Origin of the sequence: Paenibacillus sp. NPDC056579, from assembly GCF_042793215.1 — a bacterium.
In the GTDB taxonomy this organism is placed as follows: Bacteria; Bacillota; Bacilli; order Paenibacillales; family NBRC-103111; genus Paenibacillus_S.
This window is the reverse complement of sequence record NZ_JBHTVD010000001.1, coordinates 694,295-719,955: the sequence shown is the minus strand read 5'-3', so window position 1 is coordinate 719,955 and position 25,661 is coordinate 694,295. Positions and strand designations below refer to the sequence as shown.

14 protein-coding genes are annotated in these 25,661 nt (G+C 50.5%); 1 reads left to right on the top strand and 13 read right to left on the bottom strand.

Features of this window, described 5'->3' with window-relative positions:
• Positions 1-487: 487 nt before the first annotated feature.
• The 9 genes from ACFQ88_RS03275 to ACFQ88_RS03235 all read right to left on the bottom strand — a co-directional run bounded on the left by ACFQ88_RS03275 (position 488) and on the right by ACFQ88_RS03235 (position 14,264).
• The gene (locus ACFQ88_RS03275; RefSeq protein ID WP_379451780.1) at positions 488-2,272 is read right to left on the bottom strand and encodes a glycoside hydrolase family 36 protein; all 1,785 of its coding nucleotides are present in this window, start codon (positions 2,270-2,272) and stop codon (positions 488-490) included.
• Between the two features lie 202 nt (positions 2,273-2,474).
• A complete protein-coding gene (locus ACFQ88_RS03270; RefSeq protein ID WP_379451778.1) occupies positions 2,475-3,746 on the bottom strand; it encodes an FAD-binding protein in 1,272 nt (423 codons plus the stop codon).
• 772 nt (positions 3,747-4,518) lie between these two features.
• On the bottom strand, positions 4,519-6,057 hold the full coding sequence (gene garD, locus ACFQ88_RS03265) for a galactarate dehydratase (protein ID WP_379451745.1): 1,539 nt from the start codon (positions 6,055-6,057) through the stop codon (positions 4,519-4,521).
• Between the two features lie 99 nt (positions 6,058-6,156).
• Entirely contained in the window at positions 6,157-7,296 is a 1,140-nt protein-coding gene (locus ACFQ88_RS03260) for a glycoside hydrolase family 88/105 protein (RefSeq protein ID WP_379451743.1), read from the bottom strand.
• 48 nt (positions 7,297-7,344) lie between these two features.
• Positions 7,345-9,618 (bottom strand): helix-turn-helix domain-containing protein, encoded by a 2,274-nt coding sequence (locus tag ACFQ88_RS03255; protein ID WP_379451741.1) that lies wholly within the window; start codon positions 9,616-9,618, stop codon positions 7,345-7,347.
• A 162-nt stretch (positions 9,619-9,780) separates the two neighbouring features.
• Positions 9,781-11,301, bottom strand: a complete 1,521-nt coding sequence (locus ACFQ88_RS03250; protein ID WP_239634998.1) for an extracellular solute-binding protein — start codon at positions 11,299-11,301, stop codon at positions 9,781-9,783.
• Positions 11,302-11,360: 59 nt separating this feature from the next.
• Positions 11,361-12,242 (bottom strand): carbohydrate ABC transporter permease, encoded by an 882-nt coding sequence (locus ACFQ88_RS03245; RefSeq protein ID WP_379451738.1) that lies wholly within the window; start codon positions 12,240-12,242, stop codon positions 11,361-11,363.
• A 28-nt stretch (positions 12,243-12,270) separates the two neighbouring features.
• On the bottom strand, positions 12,271-13,200 hold the full coding sequence (locus ACFQ88_RS03240) for an ABC transporter permease (protein WP_379453558.1): 930 nt from the start codon (positions 13,198-13,200) through the stop codon (positions 12,271-12,273).
• A 305-nt stretch (positions 13,201-13,505) separates the two neighbouring features.
• Positions 13,506-14,264, bottom strand: a complete 759-nt coding sequence (locus tag ACFQ88_RS03235; protein WP_239634995.1) for an SDR family oxidoreductase — start codon at positions 14,262-14,264, stop codon at positions 13,506-13,508.
• A gap of 228 nt (positions 14,265-14,492) precedes the next feature.
• On the opposite strand from ACFQ88_RS03235, the gene ACFQ88_RS03230 reads away from it, so the two are divergent.
• The gene (locus ACFQ88_RS03230) at positions 14,493-15,098 is read left to right on the top strand and encodes a TetR/AcrR family transcriptional regulator (RefSeq protein ID WP_379451736.1); all 606 of its coding nucleotides are present in this window, start codon (positions 14,493-14,495) and stop codon (positions 15,096-15,098) included.
• Positions 15,099-15,154: 56 nt separating this feature from the next.
• Here ACFQ88_RS03230 and ACFQ88_RS03225 read toward each other — a convergent pair whose 3' ends face one another.
• The 4 genes from ACFQ88_RS03225 to ACFQ88_RS03210 form a co-directional block, all read right to left on the bottom strand.
• A complete protein-coding gene (locus ACFQ88_RS03225) occupies positions 15,155-16,939 on the bottom strand; it encodes a glycoside hydrolase family 36 protein (protein WP_379451734.1) in 1,785 nt (594 codons plus the stop codon).
• 234 nt (positions 16,940-17,173) lie between these two features.
• Complete coding sequence (locus ACFQ88_RS03220; RefSeq protein WP_379451732.1) at positions 17,174-18,277, bottom strand: MBL fold metallo-hydrolase; 1,104 nt, start codon at positions 18,275-18,277, stop codon at positions 17,174-17,176.
• A 92-nt stretch (positions 18,278-18,369) separates the two neighbouring features.
• Positions 18,370-18,984, bottom strand: a complete 615-nt coding sequence (locus ACFQ88_RS03215) for a DUF402 domain-containing protein (RefSeq protein ID WP_379451730.1) — start codon at positions 18,982-18,984, stop codon at positions 18,370-18,372.
• Positions 18,985-19,306: 322 nt separating this feature from the next.
• Positions 19,307-25,579, bottom strand: coding sequence for a 5'-nucleotidase C-terminal domain-containing protein (locus ACFQ88_RS03210; RefSeq protein WP_379451728.1), 6,273 nt, complete (start codon positions 25,577-25,579; stop codon positions 19,307-19,309).
• Positions 25,580-25,661 lie beyond the last annotated feature (82 nt).

Below are 25,661 nucleotides of genomic sequence, written 5' to 3'. Positions count from 1 at the left end.
ATGGTAACCAATTCAAACGGGAAGTAGGATCCTGTACCGTGATGCGAGGGTGTACGGAGATGGCAGGCTTAGGATCTGCACCAAGGTTGTAAAGTGGATGGACAAATCAAGCATAGTTGTACGATACCTGTATGGTTATTATTATCGTAATGAAAACGTTTTCCTTTGTCAAGTGTTTCTTCGATGCGCGTTTCCCTCAATGCTGCCTCCTCTCTTTGCAGTTGTATCGTACTTGTATCTTGCTTGTAGTGTACCTTCTCCTTGGGCAGGTCGTCAAGAGGTAACCTTACATGAAGTTAAACTTTTGCATCCTTATGTTATATTAATTGACATAAATCTGCCTAATGCTAAAGAAAAAAGCCGCGATTCACGCGGCTTCGCAGCTTCTTTCGGTAATATGTCCGGCACACACTTAATCCATTAGAAGACTCAACGTTCCCCAGCGCAGTAAGGCTCGGTCCGGCCGATTTCTGTCTGTGAGAAATAGCTAGACGTTATAGTACAGCACCTTCGCGCAATGGCCTTCCAGGCTCGGAATTTGCACCTTACTCGAAAACTCCCCGAGCTCCTCGTCCGTCCAGAAATCGTAGAGACGGTGACTTCCCGAAATCGCAAATTCGAAATCCTTTGGCTCCTCGTCAAAGTTGAAAACGCAGACGACCTGCTTATCTCCCAGGTCAATCCTCCCGATCGTATAGCCGGTGTCGTCGAAGGACGCCGCCTTCCCAGTCGGAGGCAGCAGCTTTTTCAAGACGTTGATGTTCTTCTCCGACATCTTGGGGATCAAATCGCCGCTGATGATCATGCCGCCGGAAGCCAGAATGACCGCTTTATGAAATTCAAACTCCTGGTCGGTGATGAGTGACGGCTTGTCAACCAGCTCGCCGCTGATGTTTCTCGTCTTGAAGGTCACTCTCTCAAGCACGATCACGTCCGGGTCATTGTACCATAACGTATCGTTCTGCCAGTTGCGCGGGAACTGCTCCCTTGCGTTACCGCCAACATGCTTCCAATCGCGGGCGATATCGTTAGTAATCCGGTTGCCGTGGACGAGTCCAAGCAATGGCCAGAACGGCGCGTTGCAGCCAAGCAAGAAGCTGTCATGCCCCACCTCATCGGCGATAGCTTGGATTCCGCGGCGGAACGCTTCGATGCGGGTAGCGTTCTTATCGTAACGGATTCCCGGCAGCGCTCCGTATTGCAGGAAGTCCATTTTGAAGTAGCGCCAGCCCCATTCGTCATGCATCGTTCGGACAGCATTACGCAAGTAGTTCAACGCTTCCGGATGTGTCGTATCCAGCATGTACCACTGCCTGTCCGGCGTTCTTTTCTTCTGGCCGATTCCGTTAAACGGCTTCCCCTCTTCATCCTGGATTAGCCAGTCCGGATGCTCTTCCAGCAGCTTGGCGAACGGGTCAACGATAAATGGAGAAATATAACCGGCCGCTTCCATCCCGTTAGCTCGTATACCGTCGCTGATTGTTTTGACATCGGCCCCGAGACCCGGTCTTGGTACCAAGAAGTCGCCGTCTGCCGCAGCATAGCCTCCGTCAATTTGAATCCGCTTCAGCTCCGGAATCCGCTCTTTCATGGCGCGGGCATTTTCATAAAAGCCTTCGGCCGTCATCGGCCGCAGACAATAATAGGAGCACCAGCCCGTCGGAATTTCCGGATACAGCTTGCGCGGATGATTGCGGTTCAGGTGTTCTGCCAGCTCCGTAAGAAGCTGATTATGATCAGAACCAGCGGAGAAAATGAATTGCTCCAATTCCCACGAAGCGCCGGACTCCAGTGTCAAATCCTCTGTGTCCATAATCACTTCCAGATAAGAGCCCCGGAAACGAAGCTCGCCGGAGAACCTATGGCAGGACGTAAAGCCCAGTAATTGGTGACCTTGATTCTCTGGCGACAGCAGCAGAAGGTTGTACACGGACCAGACGTTCTCGTGAAACTTTGTTCTGGGTAGCCTGAAGAAGTCCCAGTCGGTTCCATAAGCACCGATATGATATGGTGATGACAGTGTCCCGCCATACTGCGTCAGCATTTGATAGCCCTCTCCGTAGAATGGAGTGTCCGGAGAATACGGCGTTTCCCCGGAAAACAGCACGACCTCTTTGATTTTAAGCGGCCGGCCGGAGCGGTTGGTTACTCTTGTTTGCAGTACGTTGCCAGTCCATGTTTTCTCAATCGCTGCGTCATGCTCGGAAGCCGTCGTACAATCGGCAAGTCTAACGGCTTGATCGAGTTTTTTTAGTTCGTCTAATGTCAGCATTTGATTTGTATCCTCCCCGGTATTTAGAATGTAACCATTCCGCTATCTTTGATAGCGATTTCAATACGATCGGGAACAATGCTGTCCATTGTCCCCCGTTTACCTCATTGCATCGTCCTGCCTGACCCTAATGATATCGATAAACGGGGGCTTAGAAAATAATGATAATTAATGACTTTTTGTCCTATACTCAGGTTTTTCCTTATCTATCCAACAAATAGGTGTTCAAGAATGCATTGCGGAATTTTCCGTTCGGGTCGTACTGAAGAAGCAGCTGTTGAAACTCGGGGAGCTTCTCATAAAGCGACCGCAAGCGGGCAGGCGTCATGGCAAACAATTTACTCCAGTGAGGGCGGGCTTGGAAAGGCGCCAGCTGCTCTTCAATAAGTGGCAGCAAGCGCTGCACGTCTTCCCCATGCTGTTTCCATGTAAAATGGAAAGCGACCGAATCCTGCTTATAACAAGGACTCATCCAATGCTGATCTCCGGCTATCGTACGTACCTCGGATACATAAAGAAGCGGTGCAATCTGCTCCTTCAACCTGCTAATGGCCCCCAAGGCAGCATAAGCATCTTGACGCGATACGAAATATTCGCTTTGCAGCTCCTCACCGGCGCTTGGGGTGAAATCCATGCGAAAATGAGCCATCCGCTCGTACCATGGCCCCGGTATGCCCATTTGCTCGCTGCAATTTTCCGCTGTATAGCCCGGCACCGGATGGAGATTCACCGCAGCGCGTTTGGCGCCGAAAAACTCCGGTTCCGCCTGATCGGAATCACGATCTGTTACTACACTCTTCCTCCACAATTGGTTGAACGTATCTGTCTTCCAATCCGTAAACAAACTGACGCTGTAGGCACTGCCAAAAATATCGTCAAAATGATCTTCAAGCTGTGCCAGAGGCAAGCCCTCGTATACCGTCTGACTCATTTGAAAGGCCGGTATCACATTCAGTGTCAGCTTCGTAACGACGCCTAATCCGCCAAGCCCAACGACCGCTCCGTAGAAGACGTCTCCCTGCCGCTCGCGCGACAATTCAACCACGTCTCCATTCGCCTTGACGATCTCCATGGAATGGACCGCCGTTGACAGGCTCCCGTTCTTGTCCCCGGAACCGTGGGTGGCCGATGCGCATGCGCCTGCAATCGTAATGTGTGGCAGTGACGCCAAATTGTGCAGCGCATAGCCATTATCATGCAGATAATGGCACAGCTCTCCATACCGGATCCCCGCTTCCACTGTAACTCTATTGTGAGCTCGATCTAAGGCAATCACTCGATTCATCTTTTGAAGAGAGATATGGCTTCCGTCCGTATCGGCGATTCCATTGAATGAGTGACGAGTGCCCAACGTCTTCACGCGGCTGCTTCGGGCAACCTCTTCTTGTACCTGCTCCACACTCTCGGGAACGAGAAGCTCCGAGGCGCTGTAGCTGTAGTTGCCTGCCCAGTTTTTCATAGTTTCCAAGTCCATCGTCACGCTCCTTCAAGTTTCGCAAAAAAATCCTCCTATAGACTATTCGTGAAAATGCTCCGCTATCCTCCCGGTCTATGAATAAAGTGAGCAGAGTATGGAAACTTCATAGAATGTAAAAAAAGAAAAAACCTCTATCGAGGTTCATGTTGTCAAGAAACCCCGGGTAACCCAAATCTTAAGGGCTAGTTGGGGTATCTCTGCTTACAATTCTTGTTTTCCTGCGGAAACTCTACAGCGACCGAATTTGTTGCCGAAAAATTACCGCAATAAAGCGATAATATCTAAAGCTTCCCGGGAACAACAGCGGCCTCTGGAAGAGCACATGGGTACCCATCCTGTTTTTTCAGTTCCCAGAGTTTCCTAATAAGGGCAGCCTCTTTTGTATAGTAGAGTTGAATTGCTTGCGGAACGTAGTTCCGTTATTTTACCAAAAATGGAACTATTCTGAGAGTATCGGACAGCAGATCCTTTATTGCGCCAAAATACACTGTTTTCGCCTGAAAAATGAGCAAATAACGGATTCTGTGTCCGATCGTACTGCAAAAGCAGCCTATTTCCAAAGAATAGCGGATTCTCTGTCCGATAGACCTTCTCCAAGTCCATGGCAGCTTATACATAACTCCTCCCGCCATCAGCCATCCTCTATCGAGAACCTTCCTCAGAGGAATGGCCTTAAACTTTTTACTTTGGCAGAACTCACTTTATAAGCAAGGAGGCTTTTATCGCCGAATACAGATTTCTCAAGCTTTTCCACCCTAAAGCTCTCAACTTATGTTACCGGAGCCGGGTTAAACAGGCATAAGTCGTTGTGTAAGCCCCAACGGTCCGCCCACGTCTGTTTTTTCCCGCTTGCTACATCCAGAATCATGCGGAAAATGTCCCAGCCGACCTCCTCGATCGTCGCCTCCCCTGTAGCGATAGTTCCCGCGTTGATGTCGATCAAATCGTGCCACTGCTCCATCAAAGCGCTCCGCGTGGACACTTTGATGACCGGCACCACCGCTAGCCCGTAAGGAGTTCCGCGGCCGGTTGTAAACACCTGCATATTCACTCCCGCAGCCAGCTGGAGGGTACCGCACACAAAATCGCTGGCAGGCGTCGCTGCAAAGAGCAGTCCTTTTTGCGTAGCTTTTTCGCCCGGCGACAAGACGCCGGAGATAGGACTCGAGCCGGACTTTACGATGGAGCCGAGAGATTTTTCCACGATGTTTGCCAGTCCGCCCTTTTTATTGCCGGGCGTTGGATTGGCGCTGCGGTCCGCTTGCCCCTGCTGCAGGTAGCGGTCGTACCAAGCCATCTCGCGAATCAGCGCTTGGCCCACGGACTCATCTACGGCCCGCGGCGTCAACAGGTGGACGGCATCCCGCACCTCCGTTACTTCCGAGAACATGACCGTTGCGCCGGCCCGCACGAGCAAATCTGCTGCGTATCCGACAGCCGGATTCGCGGTAACTCCCGAGAAAGCGTCGCTCCCGCCGCATTGCAGCCCGACCACCAGGGCGGAGGCAGGACAGGTGACGCGCTTCCTGAGGTTTAATGCGGCAAGCCGCTCTTCCGCTTGATTCAGGATCGACTCGATCATGCTGCTGAAGCCGTAATGATCCTGCAGCGTGACGAGCTTGGACGTATCCCCGTCCGGAATGAGCCGGTCCGGGACAAGCTTCTCGCAGCCGAGCCCGACGACCAATATTTCCCCGCCGAAATTCGGATTGACGGCAATATTTTGAATCGTGCGAATCGGGATGACGGCATCCGGAGCTTGAATGGCAACGCCGCACCCGTAGTTATGGGTTAACGCGACAACGTCTTCAACATTAGGGTATTTCGGCAGCAGCTTCTCCTTAATCAGCTTGACCGCATGCTCAAGAACACCGACGACGCATTGCACGCTGGTCGTGATGCCGAGAATGTTTTTCGTGCCGACACTGCCGTCTTTGTTCAGATAGCCTTCGAAAGTATACCCGTCCAGCGGCGGCAGCGGTTCCGGTACCCGATTGGCGACCTGCAGCTCCTCCAGCCTTGGAGGCGTAGGAAGACGGACCAAGGACTCCTCGATCCAGCTTCCCTTGGAAATTGGACTCATCGCATACCCAATAACCTCACCGTAACGAACAATCGGCTCCTCTTGCTGCAAATCCGTTAAGGCAACCTTATGGCCTTGCGGGATATACTCCTTCAGCTCAAGACCGCATTCAAAAACGGATCCTTTCGGCAGTCCTCCTGCATTGACAACGATGACGACATTATCTTGTTCGCTTATTTTAATATAAAGCGGTTTCTCATTATGGTTTTGCGCCTGAATCGACATCACAAGCTCCTCCATCCATGAATGCTATAGCATTTTATTTTCCGCTGAATCGAATCCCCTATGAATGAATAACATTTCCTCACTAGCAAACATGACACTCTATTGTCCTCCGGACAACGATTCTACGGCATTGCCCTTCCGCGAAAGCAGGTTCATTTCATTATGGCACATTAATAAAGGCGCCACGCCATGCCCGTTATTATCCACTACTTGCTCCTGATAAATATAATATTCCAGGCTGCCGTCCCTCATTTGCCCGTTTTCCGGCTTCTTGCCGAGACCTGCGCTTCGGCAAATGCCTCCCAGCAGCACCATGCCCTCTTCTTCCCTTAGATAGGTCGATATCGTTCCTTCGTAGGCTCGTCGTCCATAGACGAGATACTCCTGCGGCAAATAACCCAAACGAACTCCCTTCATCATCGCGTAAGCCATCATCAATGTGCCGCTCGATTCCAAATAATTGTCCGGATGCTCCGTCCGATCGACAACTTGAAACCACATCCCCCCTGGCTGCTGGTAAGGAAGCATATTCTCGACCAGCTCCTCTAAGATTCGCTTCATCGGCTGCGTATCCGCCGGTTCTCCTTCCAGCAGCTCCAGCACGTCCACAAGCGCCATGGCGAACCATCCTACGGCTCGTCCCCATACATTGGGTGAATGGCCGGTTACTTTGTCGCACCAGAACATCTGCCGGCTTTCGTCATACGCATGGTGATACAACCGCTTTTGCTCGTTATAGATAAACCGGCGGGCGTTGGCGAATTGCTGCAACGAATCGGAGTATGTTTTGTGCTCCGCAAAGGTCTTCAAGTAATTGACGTAAAACGGCTGCCCCATATACAGTCCGTCCAGCCAAACCTGGTACGGATAATTTTGCTTGTGCCAGAAGGAGCCGCTCTGCGTTCTGGGATAAGTATCCAGCTGGCAATAGAGCAAATCCAGCATCTGCTTATACTTGGGATCTCTTTCACGCTCATACAATGGAAACAGCAGCGTAGCCATCCGGATTTGATCTATATTGTAGGTGTCGGGCTTTATATCACTTATTTTCCCATCCGAGTTGTACAGTCCGTCGATAAACGTCTTTACGAATCTATAATCGTCTTCCTCTCCGAAATGCTCGTAGCTGTCCATGTAAGCCTTCAATATACAGCCCTCGATATAATGCCACCGGTGCGAATACCATGTTGATTCCGACCTGTATTGCTTTTTCAATTTGCCTACTAATTCATATGGCACCAGGAAACACCTCCCACTATGAACTCATGCCGCGATTCACGGGATTTCTCAATTCATTTTCGAATGAAGCTCGCGGTATTGACCCGGCGTCATGCCGGCCGCCTTGCGGAACGTTCGGATAAAGCCGGTCGAGCTGTTGTAGTTGAGCCGTTCGGCGATTTCGGTAATTTTCATTTGGCTGTCCTTCAGCCAGAGCTTCGCCATGCTCATCCGGTGATTGGTCAAATAGTCGATAAACGTGACGCCGATCTCCTTCTTGAACACCCGGCTTAAATAAACCGGATGAAACTTCAGCTGCTGCGCACAGGACTCCAAGGTAATGTCCCGGTCGTACTGTTCATGTATCATCTCGACCATTTGATGGGCGATATTGATATATTGCGTATCGATGCGTCCTTGCAAAAAAGCGATCGTCGGCGGCAGCAGCACGGTTTTGAACCAGGAATTAATTTCCTCCACGGTATGCAGCTTCATAAACCGGTTGACGACCGACATCGAACCGATCAAGCCGTCGAGCGTTCCCCCTTGCTGATGGACAAGCCGGTATATTTTCGTAATCAGCTGAATCATCTGCATTTGAAAATCGTTAAACATGACTCCCTTCTCCAAAAGGGAAGACACGTAGTTGTTATAATAATCATATACCGCTGCCGAATCGCCGCTCTTGAGCGCATTGATCATATAGTCCTCCATATGATCCCATGATGCGGAGGGCTGAGCCGTACCGGGGTTCGATTCGATATCCCCATAGCTCAGCACAAGCTCATGGCCGAGGCTGATGCGGCGTTTCAATGCTTCCAGCGCTTCCGAATAGGCATCCATCGCATCCGTATAACGGTGGAACGGGCGGCTGATCCCGATGCTCACCTTGAGCTGCAGCAGCTCGTGAAGCTTATGCTTGATCCGCTCCGCCATCTCGTAAAAATAAGCGCTCATCTCCGCAGGTTCATCCGCATCCGCCGTCAGCAGAGATACCTGCGACTGGTCGAGCAGTAACGTGCCAATGATGCACCCGTCGGGAAGCAGCTCTGCGACGATGTTGTTGATGGCGAACAGCAGCAGCTCCTTATCGCTTTCCGAGTAGCGGGTCCCCTCCAGCGAATCGATCTGCAAAGCAAGCACTCCCAGAGATTTGCCCCGCTCGGCAAAGCCATACGTTTCCATTTTGAATCTAAATTCACTCTCGCTAACCTGCCCCATAAAGAGCTTAAGCAGCAAATGCTCCTTTACCTGCACTCTCTGAGCTATCAGCTGCTGCTGCATCTGCTTGCGCGTGCTGAACAAGGCTTGAAAGCGATCCTCGATGAAGGCGAACTCATCCTTCTTCTTCAGGCTTGGCGTCTCGCCCCCGAACTGCTCCATAATGCTGAACAGCCGGCGTATCGGCTTATACATCCTTCGTGTACCGTAGAAAGCGGTACCGGCAATAATAACGATGATAATAAGGCACACATTGGCCGTAATGATGGCAATTTTTTTCGATTCCTTCGTGATTTCACCGATCGATACGACCGAAACAAAGGACCAGCCGTAGTTGGCGGATACAAGATAATTGACAGCCTTTTGCTCTTCCTCAAAATAGCCCTCAGCGTTATCCCCCTTAGGCATATGCTGCAAAATGCGTTCGTGCTGCCGCCCTGTTCCGGGACTTGTCAGGAACGGCTCCCCGTCACGGTTTAGTACGAAGAGGCTTCCCCATTGATTGTTCGGCGCCAAATCGCTTTCCAGCGCATTATGCGACATATCGATGATAAGCAGCGCTTTGGGAATAGTTGTCGAAGCAACCATCGGCAGCTTGACGACAAGCCTGATCATGCCGCGGCTCGCCGTTGGTTCCGTTGTATCGTCAGGCCGGCTGTCCGAGCCTTCGGCCAGCCAAAATAAATTTTTCGATTGACGTGCATAATCTTTAAGCGCATTCTGATCGGTGAAGTCCTCCATAGAAGTGAAGCCCAGATTGCTGATCATCCATCCATGCTCCATATTGATGAGATGCGCATCCGCCACCCCCCAGATGGAATGAAGGTTGTACAAGCCTTTGGACAGATTGGCGATCGTTTGAAAATCGTCATTGGTCAGGGCATCGTCCAAGTAATCGCTTACAAGCGAGGAGTTGACGTACTGTACGGCTCCCATCTCGACGTTCTTCAGCGCCTGCTCCATGCGCATCTGATTTTGCAGCAAAATTTGCCCATTTCCTTCGTTCACCTTTTTCTCGATATCCTTGGAGGCGATATAGTAGGAGATGACCCCGATGGATGCAACCGGCAGCGCGCCGAGCAGCAGGGTGAACAAAGACAAGCGAACTAAATATTTCGGCACCGGAAACCTCTCCTCTCTGTACATGCAAGGCTTCGACGATAACCATTATACCAGAAAACTTTCTATGTCATCGTAAGGAAAAGCCGCCGGGTATACACCTCAGCAGCCTGATCCCCTCTGCGCGCGACCTCGACGCTCGTCTCCAAGTCTTGCAGGAAAGCGTTATTTCTTCTGCTTCGCGTGCTCTGCCGTAAGCTCTTCAATCACCTTGTCGCCGCCGGCCTTCTTCCACTTATCCACTTCCGCCTGCCAGCCGGCATCGTCGATTTTGCCCATGATATACTTCGTTTGAGCGTCGCGGATTAATGTGTCAAGCTCTCCGCCTTTTTCTGAGTAGGTTTTGGAGGTAAGCGTTAACGCGATATTCGGCACGGTGTTTTTCAAATTGTCGGCAACGACCTTCCAGCCCTTATCCTGCAGCTCGTTTAGTTTAAGCGGAAGCCCGGTTCCTGTTACCTCAAAGGAAGGCAAGCTGTCGCGATAAGGCTTCACTTCGAGGTTAAACAAGGACAAGTCCTTGAACTGGGCTTTGCCGTCGTCCGTTTTCGTAAAATGCTTCCCTTCCACGCCTCTCGTTAGCAGCGTCGACATTTCGGGCTCCAGCAGCTTATCGAAGAAAGCAAGGAGCTGCTTTAATTCCGCTTCGTTCTTGACGCTCGATTTCGGGAAAACGAAGAAGCCGTTATTGCCGGGCTCAGCCGGCACGCGATTGCCCGAAGCCCCCATATACTGCACAACGTCGACTACCGCATTCGGCGCGGACTTGGATACGTTCTCGAACGAAGTGGCGGCTGCGGAAGCAACGGTATTGATCCGGATGCCCACCTTCCCCGCATTCCACTTATTGTCGGCGTCCGCCGCCTGAACAACCGAGAAATCCTGATTGATCAGCTTCTCCTGATACAGCCTCCTAAGCAGCTTCATGCTATCGAAATAAGGCTTGGACATAAACTCGGGAATAAGCTTTCCATTCTCGATTCCCCACTTATTCGGCGCTCCCTGCGACACGGCAAGCCGTGTCAAGAAGGAGCTGCTGGCCGCCGCATCATTGTAGGATTTCTCCAAAAACATGCCGTAGGTATCGGCCTGGCCGTTTTTATCCGGGTCCTTTTCTGCGACCGCTTTCAAAACGTTGTACCAATCGTCGAGCGTTACCGGCGGTTTGAGTCCCAGCTCATCGAACCAGTCTTTCCGGTAAACGATGCCGGCACGGCCGATATCCCGATACAGCGGCAGTCCGTACAGCTTGCCGTCTACCTTGATATTATCATAGTGAAGAGCGTTGACCGCGGATAAATTTTTGTAATCCTTCAATAACGGTCCGATCTCCCAGAACAATCCGGATTGAATCGCGTTAAGCGTAGTGGCATTATAGGTCAGCTTGAATGCTTTGGGCATTTCGCTGGAAGCGATCATGATGTTCTTCTTATCCTCAAAAGCGGCCGCCGGAATCCATTGAATATCGATTTGGGCATTCGTATATTTCTCGATCGCAAGCTCAATCTCATTGTCCTTCTTGGGCGCTTCGCCGATCTGCGGCGTAGCAATGGTCACCTTGAGCGGCGTCGAATCCGCTTTGCCGGCTTCTCCCTGCTGTGGCGCTTTGTCCTCGGCGCAGCCCGCCAGCGCGCCTGCCGTCATTGCGAGTGAACAAGCCATAGCGATAAAGCGTCTCTTTGTCATCTTATACCCCTCCTGGATAGCTTGTCATAATCATTATATAAAAAGATGGACATGTTAGCTCATCCTTTTACCGAACCTAACAGTACGCCTTTGGCGAAATGCTTTTGCAAAAACGGGTACACCATCACAATCGGGATCGTCGCGACTACAATAGATGCCATGCGAATCGTTTGCGGCAAGTAATCCGTCGGATCCTGTTGTGTCGTCGTATCGCCGATTTGATCCTGGGACAGAAGGACGATTTGCCTGAGCACGACCTGTACAGGAAATTTCTCGGCGTCGTTAATGTACATGACCGCGTTGAAAAAGGTGTTCCAATGGCTTACGGCGTAAAAAAGTCCGAATGTCGCCATCGCCGGCATCGAGAGAGGCAGGATAATGCGGAACAAAATCCCCAGATCGTTGCAGCCGTCGATTTTCGCGGAATCCTCCAAGCCGTCTGGAATTTGCTGAAAGAAATTTTTCAGGACGATCAGGTTAAAAGCACTGATTGCCGTCGGAATCATTAACGACCAGTACGTGTTGATCAGGCCGAACGCTTTGACGACGAAATAAGTCGGAATCAGGCCGCCGCTGAACAGCATCGTTATCAAAATCATCAGCATGAGGGTACGGCGTCCGCGTAAATTCGTTCGCGCTAACGGATAAGCCGTGAATGAAGTCATGATCAGGTTAATGAACGTGCCGAGCGCAGTAACGTAGATCGAGATGAGTATGCTCCGCAGCATCGTATCGGTAGAAAAAATATACTTGTATGCACCCAACGTAAACTGTGACGGGAACAAGAGCAGTCCGCCTTTCACCACCTCCTCGGGTGTGGCGAAGGAGACCATGACGATGTAAATAAATGGAATGATTGTGATCACTGAGATGAGCGTCAGCAGCGAATAATTGATGGTATGGAACAGCCGGTTGCCCCAGCTGCGGTCTTCCTGTGGCATAACGTCCCGCCTCCCGTGGTTAATTTGGTTAATATACGCCTTCTTCACCGAATTTTTTGGCCAGCCAGTTGGCCCCGAGTACAAGCACCAGTCCTACCAGCGACTTAAACATGCCTACCGCAGCGCTGTAGCTGTACTGTGCTTGCGTCAAGCCCTTCAGGTAGACATAGGTGTCGAACACTTCCCCTACCTCGCGGTTCATCGAGTTCAGCATGAGGAATATATGCTCGAAGCCCGTGTCGAGGAAGCTTCCGAGGCGCAAAATAAACAAGATGACAATGGTGCTTCTTATAGCCGGAAGAGTAATATGCCACAGCTGGCGCCATCTTCCCGCACCGTCCATCCGTGACGCTTCATAGAGCTGAAGATCCACTCCGGAAAGCGCTGCCAAAAATATGATCGTTCCCCAGCCGGCTTCTTTCCAGATCGATTGGCTTATGATCATCGTCCGGAACCAATCCTCGCTCAGCAGGAACGGAATTTTTTCCATGCCCAGCCTCGCGATCATTTCGTTCACAATCCCGCCTTCGGTTGTAAACAAAATATAAAAGATCCCTACCGCCACCACCCAGGAAACGAAATGGGGCAAGTACAGCAGCGTTTGGGCAAACCGTTTGAACGCTTCCTTACGTACTTCATTGAGCATTAATGCAAGCACGATCGGAAGCGGAAAGAAAAAGACTAAATTGTAAACCGCAAGAATGATCGTGTTCCGAAACAGCATCCAAAATTGCGGCTCGGAGAAAAAACGCTCGAAATGCTTCAATCCTACCCAAGGACTCCCGGCAAAGCCCAAATGCGGCTTGTAATCCTGGAAAGCCATTACCAGTCCCCACATAGGGACATACTTAAAAATGATAAAATAGAGGATTCCCGGAAATAAGATGAGATACAACCATCGGTCTCTGATCAGATCCCGGAAAACCAAGGATCGTTTCAAGCTGAATCTATCCGTCATGTGCAGCCGGGCCTCATATTGCTCCTTCATCCGCTTTCCTCCTGACAAAGTGGTTTTGCTTGTGCTTGTGCGGCCTTCACACTCACATCTTAGTTGCCGCCGTTGCGACAAGCAATAGTATCGATCAAACCATTTGTTTGCAGGTGAAAAGCCTGCAACGGCGCGGGATTTCAAGCGCAGCCACGCTGGAATTATCATCTTTTGCAGCTGCATCGTACTGATACAACTTGGGTGATCTCAGACATTGTGCACGCAAAAAAACGCCAGTCCCATTAGACTGACGTTTCATTCTATCTGTATTTATTTTAATAAGCTGTCCAGCCTGCATCGGCCGTTACTACGGTTCCGTTAACAAAGCTTGCCTCGTCCGAAGCTAAGAACAGCGCAACCTTGGCAATTTCCTCCGGATCCCCGGCACGAGGATTCAATTGCATCCCCGCCATCGCTCTTTCCATTCCAAAAGAATTGGGCGCATTAATCGACGTGCTAATATTCGTATTGACGCCTCCCGGCGCGATGGCATTACAGCGGATACCCAGGTTTGCATATTGGAATCCGACGTTTTTGGTAAAACCAACTACCGCATGCTTAGAAGCCGTATACGCAGCGCCTGCACGCGAACCGTTCAATCCTCCCGCGGAAGCGATGTTTACGATTACGCCGCTTTTCTTATCGATGAAAATCGGCAGCACTTTCCGTGTCGTTCTCATAGGACCGGTAGTATTAATGGCAATGACTCTATCCCACAGCTCGTCCGTCAAATCTGCCGCAGGAACAAAGTTGTCCATAATTCCGGCGTTATTGACCAATATATCTACGGTTCCGAAAGCTTCGACCGTCTTATCGATTAATTGCTGGACATCTTCTTCTTTAGCTACGTTCGCCGCAACCGCGATGGCTTTACCGCCATTAGCTTCAATGCCGGATACGACCGGTTGTGCGGTCTCCATCCGCAAATCCGAAACCACCACATGGGCTCCCTCTGCTGCAAAAAGCTCTGCAATAGCTTTCCCCATACCTGAAGCAGCACCCGTAATGACAGCAACTTTTCCTGATAGTCTCATGCGAAGTTCCTCCATTTTTTCTTATTATGGGATACCATTCTGGATTGCATACAACAAAATTAGTTTATAAAATTCAACAAATGTTGAATAAAGAACATCTGTTACATCAAGTATAATAAAAGAAGCAGCGGAGTTTCAATCAGCAAAAAATTGTCCATTGTATGTTACCGTACAAAACGACGCCGTTTGTTCGATAATCTTTTAAACTTGTTAAAGGAATGAATGATAATGTCTGAAAAAAACAATAAACTCGACCGACGTATTATGCGAAGCAGAAAAGCTCTGAGAGAAGCCATGCTGACACTGATGTCGCAAAAGCCTCTAGCCGCCATTTCCATTACGGAAATTGTCGAGCTCGCGGATTACAATCGCGGTACGTTTTATTCCAACTATGACAATAAAGAAGCGCTGCTGGACGACATTTTTGCGGAGCTGATCGACCAGCTTCTTCAGTCGTTCCGCGCTCCATATCAGCAGGTCGAGATGTTCAGCATTCAAGATCTGCCTGCCAGCTCCGTCATGATCTTTGAGCACTTTTACCAGCATGCTTCCGTCTATACCGTATTGGCCAAAAGCGAGGTGCTTCCCCAGCTGAGAGAAAAGATGTTTATTGCATTGAAGCACATAACGCAAGAAGAGCTCATCTACCCGGAGCATGAGATTGACCGGGAGCTTCATGCCATCTATTCGATCCATGCCCTGCTCGGGCTAGTCTTTTACTGGGTTGAAAGCGGCTTTCAGCACTCCACGTCCTATATGCAGGAGCAGCTGGTCAAAATCATCAATTGGCGTCCGACCGTTGCAAAAACGGTGATGAAAGGCTCCGACGGCTGATGCGCTGTAACCGGTGCTGTAAATAAAAAAAGCCACGCAATGTGGCTTTTCTCCCTCTAAACAAAATAGTACAGCACCTTCGCGCAATGGCCGTCAAGGCTCGGCACATGGACCTTATCTGTCACCTCTCCGAGCTCCTCGTCCGTCCAGAAATCGTAAAGACGGTAGCTTCCCGGAATCGCAAATTCGAAATCCTTCGGCTCCTCGTCAAAGTTGAATACGCAGACGACCTGCTTATCTCCCAGATCAATCCTCCCGATCGTATAGCCGGTGTCGTCGAAGGACGCCGCTTTCCCGGTCGGAGGCAGCAGCTTTTTCAAGACGTTGATGTTCTTCTCCGACATCTTTGGGATCAAGTCGCCGCTGATGATCATGCCGCCGGAAGCCAGAATGACCGCTTTATGGAATTCAAACTCCTGGTCGGTAATGATAGACGGCTTGTCAACCAGCTCGCCGCTGATATTCCGGGTTTTGAAGGTCACTCTCTCAAGCACGACAACATCAGGATCGTTGTACCATAACGTATCGTTCTGCCAGTTGCGCGGGAACTGCTCCCTTGCGTTACCACCGACGTGTTTCCAGTCCCGTGCGATATCGTTCGTAATCCGATTGCCGTGGACAAGTCCAAGCAAAGGCCAGAACGGCGCGTTGCAGCCAAGCAAGAAGCTGTCATGCCCGACCTCATCGGCGATAGCTTGGATTCCGCGGCGGAACGCTTCGATACGAGTAGCGTTCTTATCGTAACGGATTCCCGGCAGCGCTCCGTATTGCAGGAAGTCCATTTTAAAGTAGCGCCAGCCCCATTCGTCATGCATCGTTCGGACCACGGTCCGCAAATAATTCACCGCTCCCGGATGCGTCGTATCGAGCATATACCACTGCTTGTCCGGAGTTTTCTTTTTCTGGCCGATCCCGTTATACGGATTTCCCTCTTCATCCATCACCAGCCACTCCGGATGCTCCTTCCGCAGGTTCGATTCAGGCTGAACGATAAAGGGAGACAAATAACCGGCAGCTTCCATCCCGTTCGCACGAATGCCGTCGCTGATCGTTTTCACATCCGCTCCGAGACCCGGTCTCGGGATTAAGAAGTCTCCGTTATAGGCCGCATAGCCGCCGTCGATCTGAATCCGCTTCAGCTCGGGAATCCGCTCTTTCATTGCACGGGCATTTTCATAAAAGCCTTCCGCCGTCATCGGCCGCAGACAATAATAGGAGCACCAGCCCGTCGGAATTTCCGGATACAGCTTCCGTGGATGGTTACGGTTCAAGTGGCCCGCCAGCTCCAGAAGCAGCTCGTTATGATCCGGGCCGGAGGAGAACATGAATGATTCCAAATCCCACGATGCACCGGGCTCCAGCGTCAAATCCTCGGTGTCCATGATAACTTCGATGTAAGAGCCGCGGAAGCGAATTTCACCGGAAAACCGGTGGCAGGAAGTAAATGCCAGCAGCTGGTGACCCTGATTTTCAGGCGACAGCAAGAGAAGGTTGTACACGGACCAGACGTTCTCGTGAAACTTTGTTCTCGGCAGCCGGAAGAAATCCCAATCCGTCCCGTAGGCACCGATATGATATGGCTCAGAGAGCGTCCCGCTATACTGCGTCAGCATTTGATAGCCTTCTCCGTAGAATGGAGTGTCCGGAGAATACGAGGTTTCCCCGGAGAACAGCACGACCTCTTTGATTCTGAGCGGCCGTCCGGAGCGGTTGGTTACCGTCGATTTTACCACATTGTCGTCCCATGCTTTCTCAACGAACACCTCTTGCTCAGAGGCGGTCGTACAATCGGCAAGTCTCACTGCATGATCGAGTTTCTTTAGTGCGTCCAATGTCAGCATACAAGTCCTCCTATACTATAGCGGCTATATGTAGCTGACCGAATTATAGCATTCACCCCCAAAATATACAGGTGCTGAGATCTATAAAATATGGCATCATGTCTTCTCTTTTTAAGCCGCTGTTCAAAAAAACAAAAACCTGTCTCAAAAAAAAGCGCAGGTTTTTGCGATTCATATGGAATATTGCGATTTTCAAGCGATAATCCTGTTTTTCACCATGCGTTATCCGCATCACTAAACATGGTGTCTCCACCACGCCGCAGCAGGAATTTCAGACGTTCCAAGCATGACCGCTTGTCCGATGCGCGGAGTTGCTACAACCACATTATGCTGTTCGGCTGCACGAAGCACTCGTTCTACAGGATCGGTCCAGTCGTGAAGGGCTAGCGTGAACGCTCCCCAATGAATAGGAATCATCACCTTTCCGCCAATTTCCCTATGCGCTTGAACCGTCTCCTCCGGCATCATATGAATCAATGGCCATCGCTTATCATACTGCCCGCACTCCATCAGCGTCACATCGAACGGTCCGTACTTGTTCCCGATTTGCTTGAAATGGTCACCATAACCGCTGTCTCCGCTAAAATACAGTTTCGTACCGCCGCTGTCGATAACCCAAGAACACCATAGTGTCTGATATCGATCGGTCATACTGCGTCCGGAGAAATGCCGTGCCGGTGTACAAGCCAGCTTCAAGCCCTCGAAGTCAAATTCATCCCACCAATCGGCAGAAGTAATGCGCTCCCTGTCTACTCCCCACCGCTCGAGATGTGCTTCAACACCCAGCGGGACAAAAAACCTGCGTACTTTATTCTTCAGCTTCTTGATGGTCCCATAGTCCAGATGATCATAATGATCATGCGACAAGATTACCGCGTCGATGGGCGGCAAATCGTCGATGCTTATCGGAAGCTCCCCGCCATACCGCTTGCCTCCGAGCATGGGAACAGGTGACGGAGACGGGCCCAGCATCGGGTCCAGCAGCAGGTTCAAGCCATTCACTTGGAGGAATAACGCCGAATGTCCGAACCATACGAGCCGCGCTTGACTGCTGGATTCCAGAAGCTGCTGAGGCTCCCAACGGTCCATTGGTATTCCATTCAACGGTTTCCGGTTCGAGCCGCCCTTGATCATTTCAGTCATGATCTTCGACATCTCTTTGAAGCTCATCTCCATCGGAGTGGGCAGCGGATAGATGAACTTGCCTCCCACATAATTGTCGGATCCGTCAATCGCACTCCGAGCGTCCCCTTTTGCCTGTGCACCTAACGGAGGATAATACTTCAGAACGAGGATTACCAATACAACGACTGCTGCTAGTAGAAATAAATAGCCCATGATGATTTCAAATCCTCATTTCTTGTAGGTAGTAAATGATTGCTCTGTCTTATTCTATCACAAAAAATGAAGAGGATCGTAATTTGACCTCCTTACAAGGTTTGGTGCAATTGGTCCCAGCCCGCAGGAATACTAGGAATCTTCCAATCTGCTGTAGGCCGCCAGTTCTCCCAAGCATCAAAAAAAGCTGCCGGCCCCTCTTTCACCCATTGGAGGGCCCGAACTCCTTCAGAACGAATGGCCTGTGCTTTATCTGGAGAAATGATTCCGGCAGCAACCGAGTTATTAAAATCGGCTTCATCCTTCCACTTCCACTCCGATCGTTCCTTATCCAGGGTGATGTCCAGCAAATAGTCCGTCGTATCGAATCCAACCTTGGTTCTGCACAAGGGCTCTTGAAGATTAATGTACCAGCTGAAATGGGCGGCGCTATCCCTAAAAGCATAAATGGCATAAGCAGCGTTCGCAGGGATCAGCATCAGCACTTCTGAATTCCCCCATGTGCCATCCCGAAGCTCCGGTAATGGCTCCGACGATACTTTGAGAGGATTTCTGGTTGATTTGATAGGATAGTCTATTCCCCAATAAAGCGCAATTAACTCAGGTGTATCCTCTACGACCGTAGTAGTAGTCACTCGATAAATTTGGTCCTTCCATACACGCCGCAGTATAGTGTGATCGCCAGGATGAAAACGAGATTGCTCCATGGTTATCCCTCCCATCTTGATACGACCATCATATCGAACAATGATTTCACTTAATAGTCTATTTTTGTTATTTATGGTGTCTATTTGTTATATTCATCCTTACAATGAGAAAAACGTCTATCGACGTCCTTTCACAGAGGAGCGACCGCGTTAAGAGGTTGTTTTTATCGCCAAATAGAATTTTTACATCCGATGATCTCGGAATCTTATTAATTCTATTGTGGTAAAAAAAGGCCGCCGGCCAGGAACCGCTCCCTGGAAGGTTCATATTGAAACCTTTCAACCTAAGAGAGCATTCCCTGTTACCGGCAGCCTTCAACCATTACTTATTAATAAACTCCACATACTGCAGCAATCGCTTCAGCATTACAGCTGCTTCCGCTCTTGTAGCAAATGACGCAGGCTCGAACTTGTTCATCGAGTTGCCCTCGATGATGCCCACAGCCGCGTTTCTTGCGACAGCGTCCATCGCCCAATCGCTGATCTGACTGCTGTCAGCGAATTTGGCGGCCGCATTCAGCTTCTCGATGCCCCCGCCTTTGCCTGCTGCCGTCATCGCTCTGCTAATCATCAGAGCCATTTGCTCGCGTGTAATTTTGGCATTCGGACGGAAGGTGCCGTCCTCAAAGCCCGCCATCAAGCCCGCTTTTACGGCTGCGCCCAAGACGCCGGCGAACCAATCTGTGCCGTCCGAATCACGTACGGCCGCTGCGGCCGAACGGTCTTCCTTCAAGCCGAGTGCGCGCACGAGAAGCGCTGCAAATTCCGCACGGGTAATATCGCTGTCCGGAGCAAACTTCGTTTCGGACTGCCCGTTCACCACCAGCTTGGAGGCCAGCAGCTCAACATCCTTTTGGGACCAGTGGCCCTTCAAGTCTGCGAACGTTTTTTCAAGCTTTACAACCGTATAAATACTGTTCGAGCTGCGCTTAATTGCAGCGATCGTCTTTCCGTCAGCTTGTTCAAACAAAGCAGGAACGAAGGTCAGTAAGCCGGTCGCCGGGTCGTATACGACAGCTGTTGCTTGGCCGCCTGCCGAATCATGGACTGTCACGGTCCTGGTTACGTAAGTTGTCCCAAAGTTATTCACTTCGATCGTTTTTCCGTTCGCTTCCGCAGTAATCTTGAAGCTGACGGCATCCGCCAGCAGCGTCAGACCGGACTTCGAAGCGGCTTCCTTGACTTTTTGCGCTTCTGCTTCCGCCAATTTCTCAATCGTAACGCTGATGGTAACATCGGCGGCTCCGACTCCAAGCTCAGCAGCCAACGCTTCGGCTTGAATTACGCGAATCGGCAATTCGTAAGAGTTCTCATTCGTCTTGATTTCGATAACCATATCGTGGGATGCTGCCACTCCCTCGATGATGGCATTGGCAGGGAAGTCGACCTGTGCCCCGTCTTTAACGTCAGGAAGGGAAATGACCAGCTTCTTGCCCGTTTGACTGCCGGCGGCTTCTTTAAGTGCCTGAACCAAAGACTCCGCTTTGATAGCCAGCTTAGTGATGACTCTTCCATCTTCCGTAGTTTCGGTTTTCAGGTCGGCAGGGTCTATGGTAAAGCCAGCTGGATTCTCCGGAAGCGGCGGTGTAACTACTGCCCCCGAGCTGCCCCCCCTGTCGTTGCGATATTCAACAACAACCGGCTCCGCGACTTCTTTAATACGTCCTTCCTCTACATAGTTCAACGGCGTTGTAAAGCTGCGTACAAAGTTCACGGTTGTTTCAAGATCCTCCGGACCCGTAACCGGATTTTTGCCGCGCTTGCCGATTTCAATGTTTTTCGAGTTCGTCGACGTCTGCATGTAATTGTTGACTACAACCGTATACGTCTTCGCTTTGTCGACTTTCGATCCGTCCGGCAGCAGCATATCTACCACCTTACGGTTGTTGCTAGCATCTCTGTACCAAGTGTACTTGAATCCGGATACATGGAAATCAGGTCCGTAGTTCGAGCCCGAGCCCAGTTGAGCGTTAAGGATCGCCTCCAAGTCGGCGCCTGTTACTTCCACTTTCACAAGCACGTTGTTAAACGGCTGGATGCTGAACAGCTCGCCCCAAGTGATCTCGCCGGCATCCAGAATCTCACGGACACCGCCTCCGTTCATAAAGGCAAAATCCGCATTCATCTCGGCCTTCATTCCATCCGCGATCATGTTGCCGAGAGCTTTGTCTCCATTGACCCCAATGCCCATGCCCGGGTAGTCTTTACTCATCGCAACCTGGGAATTTCCTATAACACGATTCAAGAATGGAGCGGCAAGCGTATTGTACTTCTCGATGATGCCATTTACAGTCGGATCTGCAATTAACTGTAAATTATTTACAATTTCAACTTTCTTCGATACGATATCCCCGGTTGTACGGTTGATCTCCATATCAACATCAGCGAACGCTTTGCTGTACTCCCAAGCCTGAACGATCAGCTTACCGTCAACTTCGCCATTGACGCGCAGGTGATTGTGACCTGCGAAGATAACGTCCACTTCGTCGTCAACCGCCTTGGCCAGCTCAGCTGCATCTCCCGTTGCACTGTCACCGGCATCCACGGCAGGAACGTGAGCCAGCACGATAATCGACTTCACGCCTTGCTGCTTCAGTTCTGCAACTGCATCGTTAACCGCGTCAGCCGCATTCGTAAACTCGATATCCTGAATGCCGGCAGGAATAACGATAGAAGGTGTTTCTTCCGTAATAACGCCGACAAAACCGACTTTTACTCCTTCGACTTCTTTAATAATGTAAGGCGGCAGCACATGCTGTCCGTTGCTTTTGTAAACCACGTTAGCCACTGTCAGGGGGAAGTTTTGCCCGTCGTACCCCGCCGTTCCTTTCGGGTGGGTTCCACCGTTTAGGAGTCGGAGCATTTCCTGGGTACCCTCGTCGAACTCGTGGTTACCAGGTACGCCAACGTCGAAGCCCATCGCTTCCATAATTTCTACGGTCGGCTCGTCTTGGAACAAGGCAGAGATCGGCGGGCTTCCTCCAACCATATCACCGCCATGAATGATGAATGTGTTCGGATTGGCAGCTTCACGCTGCTTCATGGCTCCCGCCATGTAATCCATACCGCCTACGAAGGTGGTTGCCGATATGATGCCGTCTCCATCCAAATCATCGTTCAGCGATTTCTCCGAATACTTGTCGTTAATTTTGCCGTGCAAGTCGTTAACGCTGAGCAATTGCAATTTGATGTTTTCTGTAGGCTCCGGCTTGCTTGCAAGATGTACCTGGAGAAGCAGCGGATCGTGGTCGCTTACTCGTCCCTGAGCCGTATCGAAATCCGCGTTCATATGAACGATATCGAGCTTGGCATGATCTGCGAGCCTTTTATTCACAAGGATGTGGTCAAGCGTTTGCGAGTTGCCCTGGTATACGTAAGAGTATCTTTCATTTACAGGCAAGCTGTCTACCATGTTGGTCAATTCGCTGCCTTTTACTATCTCAAGTGTCTTAGAGAACTGGAAGTCGTTTAAGTCGCCAAGCATGACCACGTTAGCATGAGGGTTTTGCTGCATGACGCTTTTCACAAAGCCGTTCACCACGGTTGCAATCTGGTGACGCTGCACCTCGCTGCCCAGCGTGGCGGGCATTGGCTGTACGGCTCCATAAGGAGCCAGGTCTCCACCCTTGGAGTTAAAATGGTTGTTAATGACAACGACACGTTCGCCTTGGAAATCGAACTCAGCAGCCAACGGCTTGCGGGAGCTCACGAACGCCGAGTTGGTCGGATCGATGCGGCCTGGATTGTAGGACAGTCCGTCCGCTCCATAGCTGACAGCCGTTGTCGCATCGCCTTTCCCGCTTGCTTTCGGTACAAGCGAGACGCGGGCCGGGTTGTACAAATACCCTACGCGAATATTGCCTCCCGGAGAGCCTCCGTCTTTATTGTTTTCCGGAGCGATATCCGTGAATGAATAAGCAGGTCCGCCTTTGGCAGCGATAGCCTGAATCAACGCTTCGTACGATTCCTTCGCATCGGTAACGCCATTGTTGCCGCTGCTGCTGTTCGTTTCTTCATCGCCGTTGTTATCTTGAACTTCAATCAGACCGATAATATCCGGTGTTTTCAGCTTCGAGACGATGGCTTCTGCAATGTTGTTTTTCTTGGCTGTTTGAGCCGGGTTATTCCAAAAATTCTCGATGTTAAAGCCGGCGATCGTCAGCTCGTTCTCTTTAAAATCGATAGAAGACGTTTCTTGAGCAATACTGCTCTTAGTAATCTCAGGCAGGGTTCCGGTCGGCAGCACTTTATAGTTGCTGAAATCATAGCCGAGTACCCCAATAACATTTCCGTTAAATTTGTCTCCGGTTTTTACCGTCAATTTCTTCTTGATCAAGATGCGCTCCGGATTCAAATCTTGTCCTGTCAAAATGACACCGCCGTTAGGAGTCGTTTCACTTGTTGGCTCCCCGACCACTACAGGAATTTCGTAGTCATACGGTCCGACCACAGTCGGTTGATTCAATTGGACTCGCATCGACTCCAAGCTCTCATAGAAATCAAGAGCGTCTTCCGCCGGATCAAACAGCTGCATGCCATCGTTGTCAATAATGCTCAACGGCTGAATCCGGTCCACACCGATTACAATCGGCGCCGGAACGGTTTGTGTACCGATTTTCGTCACCGTTGCATTCGTGAGCGCCGTTGTCGTCAAATCCTTTGCATCGGCATAACCGTCTTCCTTGATTTCGGAAACCATGCCGTCCACCGATACATCATCGCCTGCAGCGACGCTCGTAGAAGAAATAACTACAATAGCTTCGGAGGTACTGGCGTCTTGATCTTGATCGGACTCCGTCGCTTGCATATAGAACCGTTTCGTGCCGTTCACGGATTCCGTATGAGTTACAACACCGCGAACGCCCGTTACCAAGTGGCCTTTCCATGGAGATTGATGGGCGGTACCTTGGATCTCATTGATTTGTTTGCCGTTGTACGTTTTTTGTATAACGTAATCAAACGTCTGTACAGGGCTCACTTCCGAGCCGTTAACAACGATCGCTTTCACCGTGGTATCCGCATTGATGAGAATAGGTGCACTTTGCTGGAACTCGGTACTGGAAGCGGTCGGCGTCGTACCGTCGATCGTGTAATAGACTTTCGCCCCCGTGGTAGGGGTAGACAAATATACGGCAGTTCCCGCCGCTACAATACCCGGCTGTACGCTTGGTGTGACTGAGAAGCTGGACTCGACGATATCTGAGTACGAGCGGGTAACCAGCTTGAAGCTGTTGAAGGAGTAGGTTAATACTCCGACGATTTGATCATAGTGCTTGCCGGGTTCAACCCAATCGGACTTGATCATTAAGGAGCCGAAAGCATCATCCACTACATATTCGCTAAAACCGGCGCTTGTGCCCAACGTAATGTTTTGAACTTTTACAAGCTTTCCTTCATTTGCCTCGGCGAAGCCTCTGGAGTCGATCGTGAGCGGAGCAGGCGCACCGGCATTCATTTGCACCACTTGCACACCGCTGTCGGCAGCTTCCACTTGGGCAAGACCGAAGTAATCCGCCAGACTGCCGGATACGCTGATTTTGTCGCCGATGTTCGCTGAAGTGTTAGTGACGCGGACGACAATTCCGGCACCGGAATCCTGGACATACAGATTGTATTTGCCGCCGCTCAGCTCTTTATACGTGACGATCCCATCAAATAATGCGTTAGAGCCGACAGTCATCGAACGAACGGCAGCAATATCCGTTTTGGCTGCAATCGTATAAGCAAATTCGCTGATCGCACTGATCAAAGAATTTTTCTGCGCATATGCTTTAATGGTTGTACTCGCCGTAATGGGGATTGGCGTCGAATATTTAACATTTTGGATAAGCGCGTAACCGTTCCCGTCATAGACGCTATAATAAACGCTGGCGCCAACGGTTGCCGTCTGAAGTGAGACCTCCGTGCCCACCGGAACCGCTCCTGCCGCAGGGTTCGCCGTTACGCCGGCTACCGCTGGAGCTGTAAATCCATCCATAGTATGAGTGCCAAGATTACTGAAGGTATCTATCGGGAACGCGACCCATTCCAAAGAAGGATTAAAACTATCTTCAGGTTGGTTATCTCCGGTAACGACAGAGCTTTTCCGAACCAATGTCTTATCTACAGTCTCAACCCCTGAATCCGCCCACTTGGTCCCAGGGTCAAAGCCTAATTGGCCAATGGTATCAATAACGACGCCGTTCTTCTTGAGAAGGAGTGTGTCGTCGCCGTTGAAATTTGTTACACTGCTCTCTGCATTCTTCTTGGCTTTCAGCGCTGCGCCTGAGGAGCTGTTAACTATGACGAATACATCTCCACTGGCTATCGCCGTTCCGGCAGTAAAGTTAAGCGTGTTGGTCGCCGTTGAGGCCCCGTTGGAATACAGCTCAACCGTATAATTGGATAAGTCAATCTCATGATCGGTACCGTTAAAAATTTCAACCGCCTTATTGTTGCTAGAGCCCTCGACATATTCCGTGAAGAACAAATCGCTTGCATTCGCCGCATGAGCCGTCGGACCCGGAATTAGCGGAAGCATTCCGCCAAACGCCAGCGCAGAAGCAAAACAGACATTAGTCAACCGCTTCAGTTTGTTCCATTTCCCTGATAGCACTTTGGAAATCCTCCCCACGTTTTTTCTGCTGCCGTATGTACGGTTAAAGCCCTCTAATCCCCCTTATAGTAAAAGTAACGGA